The 11,150-nt window shown below is 63.4% G+C and carries 10 protein-coding genes; 2 read left to right on the top strand and 8 right to left on the bottom strand.

Features of this window, described 5'->3' with window-relative positions; genetic code table 11:
* From A2J03_RS10785 to A2J03_RS10770, 4 genes are all read right to left on the bottom strand, one after another.
* A partial coding sequence (locus A2J03_RS10785) for a condensation domain-containing protein (protein WP_231912483.1) occupies positions 1-786 on the bottom strand: 786 nt, incomplete at its 3' end.
* 380 nt (positions 787-1,166) lie between these two features.
* Positions 1,167-1,592: a PPOX class F420-dependent oxidoreductase gene (locus tag A2J03_RS10780; protein ID WP_068373280.1), complete on the bottom strand. Its 426-nt coding sequence runs from the start codon at positions 1,590-1,592 to the stop codon at positions 1,167-1,169.
* A gap of 10 nt (positions 1,593-1,602) precedes the next feature.
* Complete coding sequence (locus tag A2J03_RS10775; protein ID WP_068373277.1) at positions 1,603-2,208, bottom strand: TetR/AcrR family transcriptional regulator; 606 nt, start codon at positions 2,206-2,208, stop codon at positions 1,603-1,605.
* Entirely contained in the window at positions 2,205-3,653 is a 1,449-nt protein-coding gene (locus A2J03_RS10770) for an amidohydrolase (protein WP_068373273.1), read from the bottom strand. Before A2J03_RS10770 ends, A2J03_RS10775 begins: the two co-directional genes overlap by 4 nt.
* Positions 3,654-3,688: 35 nt before the next feature.
* On the opposite strand from A2J03_RS10770, the gene A2J03_RS10765 reads away from it, so the two are divergent.
* A complete protein-coding gene (locus A2J03_RS10765) occupies positions 3,689-4,129 on the top strand; it encodes an acyl-CoA thioesterase (RefSeq protein ID WP_068373270.1) in 441 nt (146 codons plus the stop codon).
* On the opposite strand, the gene A2J03_RS10760 is transcribed toward A2J03_RS10765, so the two are convergent.
* Positions 4,117-6,057, bottom strand: coding sequence for an acetoacetate--CoA ligase (locus tag A2J03_RS10760; RefSeq protein WP_068373267.1), 1,941 nt, complete (start codon positions 6,055-6,057; stop codon positions 4,117-4,119). The genes A2J03_RS10765 and A2J03_RS10760 overlap by 13 nt on opposite strands.
* A 215-nt stretch (positions 6,058-6,272) precedes the next feature.
* Between A2J03_RS10760 and A2J03_RS10755 the strand changes: the two genes are divergently transcribed.
* Positions 6,273-7,166: a hypothetical protein gene (locus tag A2J03_RS10755; RefSeq protein ID WP_068373264.1), complete on the top strand. Its 894-nt coding sequence runs from the start codon at positions 6,273-6,275 to the stop codon at positions 7,164-7,166.
* A 54-nt stretch (positions 7,167-7,220) separates the two neighbouring features.
* On the opposite strand, the gene A2J03_RS10750 is transcribed toward A2J03_RS10755, so the two are convergent.
* Genes A2J03_RS10750 through A2J03_RS10740 form a run of 3 tightly spaced genes read right to left on the bottom strand, consistent with a single transcriptional unit; the run spans position 7,221 to position 11,084 of the window.
* A complete protein-coding gene (locus tag A2J03_RS10750) occupies positions 7,221-8,843 on the bottom strand; it encodes an AMP-binding protein (protein WP_068373283.1) in 1,623 nt (540 codons plus the stop codon).
* Positions 8,844-8,895: 52 nt separating this feature from the next.
* On the bottom strand, positions 8,896-9,675 hold the full coding sequence (gene eutC / locus A2J03_RS10745; protein ID WP_068373260.1) for an ethanolamine ammonia-lyase subunit EutC: 780 nt from the start codon (positions 9,673-9,675) through the stop codon (positions 8,896-8,898).
* Positions 9,672-11,084: an ethanolamine ammonia-lyase subunit EutB gene (locus A2J03_RS10740; RefSeq protein ID WP_068373258.1), complete on the bottom strand. Its 1,413-nt coding sequence runs from the start codon at positions 11,082-11,084 to the stop codon at positions 9,672-9,674. Before A2J03_RS10740 ends, eutC begins: the two co-directional genes overlap by 4 nt.
* Between the last annotated feature and the right edge of the window lie 66 nt (positions 11,085-11,150).

Below are 11,150 nucleotides of genomic sequence, written 5' to 3'. Positions count from 1 at the left end.
CGTCGTGTCCGTGGCGTCGGTGAGCGCATCGATACCGGATACAGCGGCAGGAGACAGAGATGTGGAGTCGATCTGGCTGACCGCCGCAGGCGCGGCGCTACGTCCGGCGAGGCTCGTCACCGAATCGATGCCGGCGATCCGCTGTGCCCAGTAGTCGCGGTCGGTGACGAACCGCGTCGAGTCACGGTAGGACACATCGATGTCGTAGACCTTGCGCAGGTCGGACGACATGTTCTTCTTGGGCTCCGTGCCCGCGACCGCGGCGGTGTACAGCTCGGCTGCACGGTTCATGAACGTCACCGCGCCGAATCCATCGAGAACGACGTGATGTACCCGCTCGTACCAGAAGTACAGATCGTCCTCGAGTTGAAGGACTGTGGCGGAGATCAGACGGTCACGCAGGATGTCGATCGGCGCACTGTAGTCAGCGCGCATCCACGCGAGTGCTACTGCGCGGGGGTCCGCCTCACCGCGAAGATCGCGGTACCCGAGGGCATCGTCGAGGGACGGGTCGACGTACTGCCTCGGCTCTGCATCCACCTCCACGATCCGAACGAATCCGGACTGCATTTCGAGCGCGGCCTCGGACGAGACCCGCTGGAGTAGATCGCGGTCGAGATCACCGCGGAGTTCGACGTACTGGGCAATGTTGGCCGGTACCGATGGGTCGACGTGTTGAGCGAACCACATGCCGAGCTGTGCGGGAGAGAGCGGAAAGGACGATTCGGGCAGTCCGTGGCCTTCAGATGCACCTTCGGCTGATTCTTCCCAACCTAGCGGGTCCAATCGAATCCTCTCTTTCCCACAATCACGCGCCCTCGCCGAACATCGATTTCACCGAAGCTCTTCGAGCACCGAACACACAAATGTAATAGTTTTTTGCAATCAGAACGACTCGCCGCCCCGCGCGTGGACAAAGTTACCCATCGGTACATCCTCGTCGGGGGGCCCGTTCGTTACAGGCGCCGATCGTGGGCCCTGGTGAGACAGCAGATGTGCACGATGCATCCGGGCAACGTCGCGGCGCCGTCAAGCGCCGACCTAGGACTGCGAGACTGGGCCGAGCACCCCCGTTCCACGTCCAGTATCAGCACCGGTCCAATCTACAGGTCACCGACGGGCGTTGACCAAAGCCCGGGGCGTCGGCGCTCTATCAGCACATCGGATCAGGCCGTCATGTTCAGCGACGCGACGATCTTCGTGGGCCTGATGCGCACGACCAGCTCGCCCGGAACTCCGTTGCGTCGACCGAATTCCTCCGCTCGGTCGACCCCCATGTACCGCGCACCGATCGCGGTGGCTGTCCTCAGCAGGTCCGCCGGCTCCTGAGATGTGTCCGCGACCCCCTGAACCTGCACGAATGCGTACGGCGGTTCTTCCAGATCGACAGTCAGCACAACCCTCGGATCACGGGCGATGGCCTTGCCCTTCGCGGTGTCCGCCCCCGTGTTGAACACGATCGTCTCGTCCTCCACGACGAACCACACCGGGGCGACGAGTGGACGGCCGTCCCGGGCGACGTAGCCGAGCTTGCCCGTCCTGGTCCCGTGGTCAAGAAACTCACGAACGTCCGAATCGCTCAAGGATGCCATGATCGCGAACCTACCCTTCGGCTCCGACAATTCGCCGAGCGATACCGAGGTAGATCTCCACGAGTTCGGCCGGATTCAACGGTCCGTCCGGTCGATACCACCCTGCGACCCCGACACACATCGACGTCACCGCTCGCGACGCGTCCCCGGCGTGCCGGAGATCGAAGTCACCGGACTCGATGCCCGCCGCCACGATCGCGTCGAGCATGCGTTGTTGTTCGTCTCGTCGGCCGACATAGTCGGCCCGATTGGCAGGCTCCAGGCTGCGAATTTCGGTCGATCCCAGAAACGCTTGATCTCGTCGGTGCATATGGAACAGCAGCAGCGACCGAACGACGGCGTCGAAACGTGCCTGCGGCGACGTCCCGGCCGCGGCCTCCGCCTGCCGGGACCGCGCTAGGAGCTCGTCCATCGCGGCAGACATCAAACCGACGAGCATGGCCTGCTTAGACGGATAGTGATGATAGAGCCCGGGTACCGACAGGCCGGCTCGCCCGGCGATCTCGCGCACAGACGTCCCGTGGTAGCCCTGCTCGACGAACGCGGCCAACGCAGCACTGAGCGAAAGTGGGAGGTCAGCTTCCCCGTACACCTGCCACGCCGGCAACTCGGTCACGTCGGTGGCCCACCGAACGTGACGGCTCCCGCCCGTACCGTGGCCAGTACCGGAAGCGCGCGAAGGTCATGGTTGCTCAGACCTGCCGGGTGCTCGGCAAGGAGCACCACGTCTGCCGGCATCCCGAGCTCGATGGAGGCCCTTCCGCCGCACGCGGCGGCGATCGCGACGTCGAGCGGCAACGCCTCGTCCGACTGCCATGGCGGCCGCTCGTCGTCGGTCCGCCATACGGCGTCGGCGATCGCGTCGAGGGGCGAGGGCGGGCTGACCGGCGCATCGGACCCGAAGAGCAGCCGGGCCCCCGCTCGGTGCAGCGACCGGTAGGGGTACGCGATCGATCCACGACCATCCCAGAGTTCGTCCGCGACGTCGCGATCGCTGACCGCATGCTGGGGCTGCACCGAAGCGCTGACCCCCAGCGCGGTGAAGCGTGGCACATCGGCGGGGACGAGCTGCTGCGCATGTTCGATCCGGCCGCCGCAGCCGACCCGCTCGAATGCATCGAGCGCCAGTGAGTTGGCCCTGTCTCCGATCGCGTGAATTGCCGGCAGAATTCCACCCGTCCGCGCTCTCTCCATGAGCGCGACGAGGTCCTCCGGCGTCTCGAGCAACACACCGGTCGAGCTGCCACCGGGATATGGATCGTGGCAACACGCGGTCCGCGTGTTGAGCGAGCCGTCGAACATGACCTTCAGCGGTCCGAGTGCGACGTGCTCGGCAATCGCGTCACCGGTGCGTGCACCGAGCACGAGTTCGTGTTCCAGCCACTCCCGCCACACTGCGAAATGGATGTCGACCGCCGGGGCTGCATGCTCGATGCGTCGGCCCCACACTGCCCGGTTGTCCGCGTACTCGAAGTCGGTGACTGCGGTGATTCCGCGGCGCGCCAGCTCGGCGGTTGCGGCGAGGGTGTCGCGATCGCTGTGGTCGATGTTCGTCAGTTTTTCGAGGGCGTTGAGCCCTTCCATGCACTCGTGGTCCCGGAGCACACCGGTCGGATGATCCATGCCGAGATCTGCCAGCAGTGCGGGACTGAGCCACAGCGTGTGCAAGTCCATGCTCGTGACGGCAACAGGTCGCCCTGGCAGCGCGTTCTGCAGTATGTCTTTGTGCGGTGCATCGGACCACAGGGCGTCCCGGAAACCCTGGGCGCGAAGAATTCCGTGACCATGCCGTTCGTTCGACCGCGCGAGTATGTCGACGAGGTCCATTGCGGAATCCGCACCGGAGACGTCGATCCGGGTCAAGGACGCCGCCCACTGTGTCAGGTGCAGGTGATTGTCGACGAACGACGGAAGCAGCGCAGCACCCTCACCGTCGAGAACGTCTCCCTCGATCGGACGTGTCGTCGACTGGGCCGATCCGACCTCGGCGATCTCGCCGCACACCGTCTGCACGTCTACGGCGTCGCCGCCCGGAGCCAGGACCACGTTTCTGATCAACACACCCGGACTCTAGATCACCGTGGGCATGAGAACGTATGGCGGTGACACACGTCGAGCAGGCCTACCACGCCACCATCACCGTCCGCTGGTCGGACATGGACGCCTTCGCCCATATCAATCACGCCCGAATGGTCACCCTGTTGGAGGAAGCTCGCATCGAATGGCTACTCAGTGCGGGGGAAGCCAACGAGTCGCTGATCAAGAGCGCATTGATCGCGAACGTGAACATCTCGTACAAGAAGCCGCTGCGCCATTCCGACAGTCCGCTCGACATCGCCCTGTGGTTCGAGCAGGTGCGGTCCGTCGACTTCACCATCGGTTACGAAGTGCGTCCATCCGGCGCACCGGCCGATTCCCTGCCGGCAGTACTAGCGACCACTCAGATGGCGATGGTGGATATCGGCTCGGAGCGGCTGCGCCGCATCACCCCCGACGAGAAGCAGTTTCTGGCGAAGTGGACGCGTCACCGATCGTGATCGCGCCCCCGTGCGACGAACCAATCCACTAGTTCCGGAGCGTCGACCGAGGTTCGGTCGAATGCACCTGTCTGGGCGCGGCCCTGAAAGATCTTCTTGAGCGGGACTTCGAGCTTCTTTCCCGTTCTGGTATGCGGGATTCCAGGCGCCGCGATGATCTCGTCGGGGACGTGCCGGGCAGACGCGTGTTCGGTGATGACGTCCTTGATCTTCCGGCGTAGCTCGTCGTCGAGTTCGGTGCCGTCGGCCAGCACCACGAACAGTGGCATCCAGTAGCCACCGTTCTCGGATTCGACGCCCAACACCAGTGATTCGACGATCTCGGGCAACGACTCGACTGCCTGGTAGATGTCCGCGCTTCCCATCCTGATTCCGTTGCGGTTCAGCGTGGAATCCGACCTGCCGTGCACCACGACACTCCCGTGTTCGGTACGGGTGATCCAGTCCCCATGTCGCCACACTCCAGGGAAACTGTCGAAATAGGCACCGCGGTAGCGGCTTCCGTCGACATCGTTCCAGAATCGAATCGGCATCGACGGCATCGGTTTCGTGATCACCAGTTCGCCGACGTCACCGCGAACGGACTCACCGCGTTCGTCGAACGAATCGAGTGCGACGCCGAGGTACGGTGCCGACAGCTCACCCGGCCACACCGGTACGGTTCGGGCGCCACCGACGAACGCAGACACGACATCGGTACCGCCCGAGATCGAGAACACCGGAACATGTGCACCGACGTTGTCCGCCAACCAGATCGACGATGACGCGGGCAGCGAGGAACCGGTGATGCCCACAGCGCGAAGCGCACTCAGGTCGTGCTCACTGGACGGGTGCACATCAGCTTTGATGCAGGCCAACACGTAGCCGGGGCTCGTCCCGAGGAACGTGACCCGCTCGCGCGCCGCGATCGACCACAACGCGTCGGGTGCCGGAAATCCAGGACTGCCGGCGAAACACACGATGGTGGCGCCGACGAGAAGGCCAGCGACTTGGAAGTTCCACATCATCCAGCTCGGGCTGGTGTACCAGAAGAATGTGTCCTCGGGCCCGATGTCGGACTGCAGTGCAACCGATTTCAGATGTTCCAGCAGTACTCCACCATGCCCGTGCACGATCCCCTTCGGCAGGCCCGTCGTGCCCGAGGAGAAGACCACCCACAGCGGATGATCGAACGGCACCGGCGTCGACACCCATTCGTGCGCACCGGCAGTGGCGTCCGTCCAGCTCATCGATCCCTCGGTGACGTGCTCGCCCACCTGGATCACCGACTCCACCGTCGCGAGGCCGGCACGCAGCGACGTCACGTCGGCTGTCCTGTCATGGTATTTGCCGCCATAGGAGTATCCGTCGGCAGTGACGAGCACCTTGGGGTCCAGTTGACCCAATCGGTCGAGGGCAGCAGATGCAGAGTAGTCCTGCCCGCATGAGGACCAGATCGCACCGATGGTTGCCGTCGCGAGAAACGCCACCACCGTCTCCGGGATATTGGGGAGGTAGCCGACGACCCGATCGCCCGTGCCCACGCCGGCGGAGGTCAGCGTCACGGCGAGGGCGCCGACCTGTCGCGCCAGGTCGTCCCAACTCAACGCTCGCTCGGTGCCGTCCTCGGCCACGTACTGGATCGCGATCCCACCGCGATCCACCTGTCGCTTGACCTGTTCGACGTAGTTGAGCGTCGCCCCGGGAAACCACTGTGCTCCCGGCATCTCGGCGCTACCTAGCACCGCGGTCGGATCCTCGTCCGAGATGATGTCGAAGTAGTCCCACACCGCCTGCCAGAACTGCTCGAGGTTGTCTTTCGACCATTCCCACAATGCCGCGTAGTCGTCGAAAGACAGCCCGTACGTCTGTCCTACCTGCGTGGCGAAGTCCGTGATGCGAGCCCGTTGTATGTCCTCCGACGACGGCGTCCACTGCGGTTCGGTCATGTGATCAGTATTCCTCGAGCCCACTCGTCACAACCGAGATGTGCGTGTACAACGCGGATCGACGTTGTAAACGCACAGGAACGTTGTAGAAGGAACCGAATACGGGAAGTGCCGAGTGGTGCGAACGAACCAGAATCCATCCACAGCTGCCTGGTTCATCCACAATCCCGGGTCGGGTGGTGGTAGCGCGACTAGGTCGGCTGCACGATCGTCGCATGCCCCCCGATTCGGACGGATTCCTCACGCGCGCAGCAGCGTCGGCAGCTGGATACACCGACGCCGAATTTCGCCGACTGAAAGAAGCAGGCGAGATCAGAAAGACTGCCACAGGCATCTACTACCCCGCACGTGGGTCCGACGGCTTGACGCCGACCGCTGTTCACCGACTCAGGGCGGTCGCCGCGGTCCGAGGCCGAACCGATCATGCCGTCAGCCACATCTCGGCGGCCGCGATGCACGGCCTCACGATGTGGAACACCGAACTCGACCGGGTCCACCTCACTGTCGATCGGTCGACCGGCGGCCGAAAGACGTCGAGCGTTCATGTACACACCGCAGCACTCACAACCGCGACCGTCGTAGATATCGATTCGGTACCGGTCACCTCCCCTGCTCGCACGGTCATCGACACCGCCCGCATCGTCGATATGGATCACGCGGTGGTGATCGGCGATTCTGCGCTCCGCAAGTATGCGATCACGACGGACGTGTTGACGGAGATTCTCGAGCAGAGCTCCAGACTGCACAACATCGCCGCGGCACGTCGGGCAGTCGCACGAATGAACGGTCTCAGCGAAAGCGCCGGCGAGACACTGACCCGTCTCCGGATGATCGACCATGACATGCCTGAGCCGTCGCTGCAGTATCGGGTACCGGGTCTGAACTTCCGGGTCGACTTCTTCTGGCCACAATTTCGGATCATCGGCGAGTTCGATGGAATGGCCAAATACGGCGGGAGGGCGGAGACACTTGCGCGCGAGAAGGAAAGGGAAGACGCCCTCCGTGACGACGGGTACGAAGTATTCCGGTGGACGTGGGAGGACTTGTGGAGCTTCCATGACCTATACATGCGATTCGAGCGAGCGAAGGCTCGCGCTCTCACACACTGAATACGTGTTCACAACACGAATGACGGTTGTAGACTGCCGAAGCGGTTGTGAGAGTCAGATCAGGTCGAGCGACCGTTCGCGCATTTCCACCTTGCGCACCTTCCCGGTGACCGTCATGGGGAATTCGTCGACGACGTGGACGTATCGCGGGATCTTGTAGTGCGCCAGCTTGCCTGCGGAGAACGCCCTGACGGCCTCGGCGTCGAGCGGCACCGCGCCGTCCTTCATCCGGATCCAGACCATCAGTTCCTCCCCGTACTTGGCGTCGGGGACGCCCACCACCTGGGCGTCGAGGATGTCGGGATGGGTGTACAGGAACTCTTCGATCTCCCGCGGATACACGTTCTCGCCTCCGCGTATGACCATGTCCTTGATCCGTCCGGTGATGGACACGTAGCCGAGGTCATCCATGACGCCGATGTCGCCGGTGTGCATCCACCCCTCGGTGTCGATCGCCTCCGCTGTCTTCTCGGGCTGTTCCCAGTAACCGAGCATGACCGAATACCCACGGGTGCACAGTTCCCCGGACTCTCCGCGAGGCAGGGTCCTGCCGTCGACCGGGTCGACGATCTTCACCTCGAGATGCGGTCCGACCGCTCCCACCGTCGACACTCGCTGATCGATGGTGTCATCGCTCCGAGTCTGCAGCGACACCGGCGACGTCTCGGTCATCCCATAGCAGATCGAGACCTCGGACATTCCCATCCGCTCGATGACCTGCTTCATCACCTCGGTCGGGCACGGAGAGCCGGCCATGATGCCGGTACGCAGACTGCTCAGATCGAACGAATCGAACTCGGCGAGCGCAAGTTCGGCGATGAACATCGTCGGCACCCCGTACAGCGAGGTGCATCGTTCCTGCTGGACGGCGGTCAGCGTCGCCGCCGCGTCGAACGCCTGGCCGGCAATGACCATCGCTGCGCCGTGGCTGGTGCATGCAAGATTGCCCATCACCATGCCGAAGCAGTGATAGAACGGCACCGGAATGCACACACGATCGGCTGCGGTGTAATGGCACAACTCGCCGACGAAATAGCCGTTGTTCAGGATGTTCCGGTGACTCAGCGTGGCACCCTTGGGGAAACCTGTTGTCCCGGAGGTGTACTGAATATTGATCGGATCGTGTGCGGTCAACGTCGATTGTGCGTCTGCCACCATCGACGGTTCTTCGGTGAGCGCGCGGTGCCCTCTGTCGGTCATCAGTTCCCAGCCGAAGCTGCCGATGTACACGACTTCGCGAAGGTCGGGTGCCTCGGCGCGCGCTTCGTCGATCATCGCGGTGTAATCCGAACCCTTGAATTCCTGGGCCGACAGCAGCACCGACACACCGGCTTGCTTCAGCACGAAACGCAACTCGTGCGTCCGGTACGCCGGATTGATGTTGACCAGAATCGCACCGATCTTCGCCGTCGCGTACTGGGCCAGAACCCATTCGGGACAGTTCGGGGCCCACATACCGACGCGGTCGCCCCGCCCTACCCCTTTCACGAGAAGGCCGGCCGCCAACAATTCGACGTCCGCGAGAAATTCCGAGTAGGTCCACCGTCGCCCCGACGGCACGTCGATCAGTGCGTCGCGTCCAGCGTGCTCAGCGACGGTCCGGTCGAGATTTGCACCGATAGTGTCCTCGAGAAGCGGTGTCGACGAACTTCCCGACGAAAAACTGAGACTCTCCATACGAGCCAGGATAGTGACCTGAGTCACGACCCTCTACCCCCGGACAGGGGTGCTACTCGATGGTCAACGCCTCCGAGGACTCGAGGGCTTCGGCACGCGAGGTGTCTTTGAGAGCGACACCGGATCTACCCAGCTTGCGCGCTCCGGAGATCAAGCTCGCCACGATCTTCGCCGACTGCTGATATCCAAGGCCTTCCGGAGGATGGATGTTCGAGATGCAGTTCCGATCGGCATCGGACTTTCCGGGCGCGGGTAGGTGCGTGAGATAGATCCCGAGGCTGTCCGCCACCGAGAGACCGGGTCGCTCCCCGATCAGCACGACAACGGTACGCACGCCCATCGCCTCGGCGATATGGTCACCGAGCGCGACACGCGCCTCTGTCGCAATTACCGGTGGCGCAATCGAATACGTGTCCGACAGCTCCGTCACGAGCGCTTCCAGCATCGACGAGCCGTGATCCATCAACGCCCTCGGAGACAAACCGTCGCTCAGGACGAAGCCGACATCGAAGTCGCCCTTGTCGATCGACGACAGGTCGTCCGGCGAGCGTCCCAGATCCGGCCTCCGCAGATACTCGGCCCTGGACGTCGCCTTCGATGTCACGACAACGGGCGCTCCGACGCCTACCTTCTCCACGTCCACCGCGAACTTGTCGACCTCGAGCGGCATGTGGACCGCGTCTCGTGCTGCCGCGTGCGCGGACCTGAATTCCAGCACCCGACGGGTCGGCAGCGAGTCACCGGTGCGCCCGAGCCCGATCCGAGCCTGAGTGCTCAGCCGGAGCTCATCCCACAGTGCGCTGTCCGCACGTTCTGGTTCGAGTTCACTCATCGCGCACCGGTCAACGCCCTGAGAGGGGAGCCCACAGCGTCGATGTCGAGGATTCTTCCGGTGGAGTCGACCATCCCGAGACGATCGAGCCACGCAGCGAACTCGGGTGCCGGCTTCAATCCCAACACCTGCCGCACGTACAGAACGTCGTGGAAGCTCAGGCTCTGGTACCCGAGCATCACATCGTCGGCGCCGGGTACTGCGATGACGAAGGCAACCCCTGCCGCTCCCAGGAGCGTGAGAAGGGTGTCCATGTCGTCCTGGTCGGCTTCGGCATGGTTGGTGTAGCAGACGTCGACGCCCATCGGCAGTCCGAGAAGCTTTCCGCAGAAGTGATCTTCGAGGCCTGCACGAATGATCTGTTTACCGTCGTAGAGATACTCCGGGCCGATGAATCCGACGACCGTGTTGACCAACAACGGCTCGAGATCGCGGCACACCGCGTACGCACGAGTCTCCAACGTCTGCTGGTCGACGGGTTTGCCGTCCGTGCCCAGATGCGCGCCCGCACTCAGCGCCGATCCCTGCCCCGTCTCGAGATACATGACGTTGTCTCCGACGGTTCCTCGATGCAGCGAACGTCCTGCTTCGTTGGCCTCTCGAAGCAGCGAAATATGCACTCCGAAACCGGAATTCGCACCCTCGGTGCCGGCAACGGATTGGAAGACGAGATCGACCGGGACTCCCTTGCCGATAAGCTCCATCGTCGTCGTCACGTGCGAGAGCACGCACGACTGCGTCGGGATCTCGAATCGCTGCCGGATGTCGTCGAGCAGGTAGAGCAGATCCGATGTGGCGTGCGGAGAATCGGTAGCGGGGTTGATTCCGATGACCGCGTCGCCGGACCCGAGTAGAAGGCCGTCGAGCGTTGCGGCCGCAATTCCACGTGGGTCGTCGGTCGGATGGTTCGGCTGCAGCCGTGTGCTGAGTGTCCCCGGCAGCCCGACGGTCGTTCGGAAGGCGGACGTCACCTCGGCAGCCCGCGCAACCGAGATCAGATCTTGATTGCGCATGATCTTGCTGACAGCCGCGACCATCTCGGGTGTCAACCCCGCCGCCACGGACCGCAGAATCGACGCCGAATCCGGCGACGCTGCGGCGTCGAGCAGCCAATCCCGCAGACCGCCGACGGTCAGATGCGAGATGGCGCCGAACGCGGACCGATCGTGTGAGTCGATGATGAGCCGGGTGACCTCGTCGGTCTCGTACGGCACGAGCAGATCATGCAGGAACACATCGAGAGACACCTCCGACAGTGCCCATTGTGCTGCGGCCCGTTCTGCATCGGACTGCGCCGCACAGCCGGCCAGTTCGTCGCCGGAGCGCAAGGGCGTTGCCTTCGCCATGAGTTCGACGAGGCCGTCGAACTGATAGGTCGTGCCGGACACCGACTGCGTATAGATGCTCATTCGAGTTCGGCTTCTGCTTCCGCGAGAGCGGCGAATTCTTCGTCCGGTGAATTCGCGACGAGATGA

Source organism: Rhodococcus sp. EPR-157, assembly GCF_001647195.1.
In the GTDB taxonomy this organism is placed as follows: domain Bacteria; phylum Actinomycetota; class Actinomycetes; order Mycobacteriales; family Mycobacteriaceae; genus Rhodococcoides.
Note: the sequence above shows the minus strand (reverse complement) of the source record. Positions and strands in the feature narration are given on the sequence as shown.

Coding starts and splice junctions, on each gene's coding strand:
- A2J03_RS10780 (WP_068373280.1), bottom strand. CDS start 1,592: ATGGCATCCTTGAGCGATTCGGACGTTCGTGAGTTTCTTGACCACGGG.
- A2J03_RS10765 (WP_068373270.1), top strand. CDS start 3,689: ATGGCGGTGACACACGTCGAGCAGGCCTACCACGCCACCATCACCGTC.
- A2J03_RS10760 (WP_068373267.1), bottom strand. CDS start 6,057: ATGACCGAACCGCAGTGGACGCCGTCGTCGGAGGACATACAACGGGCT.
- A2J03_RS10755 (WP_068373264.1), top strand. CDS start 6,273: ATGCCCCCCGATTCGGACGGATTCCTCACGCGCGCAGCAGCGTCGGCA.
- A2J03_RS10750 (WP_068373283.1), bottom strand. CDS start 8,843: ATGGAGAGTCTCAGTTTTTCGTCGGGAAGTTCGTCGACACCGCTTCTC.
- eutC (WP_068373260.1), bottom strand. CDS start 9,675: ATGAGTGAACTCGAACCAGAACGTGCGGACAGCGCACTGTGGGATGAG.
- A2J03_RS10740 (WP_068373258.1), bottom strand. CDS start 11,084: ATGAGCATCTATACGCAGTCGGTGTCCGGCACGACCTATCAGTTCGAC.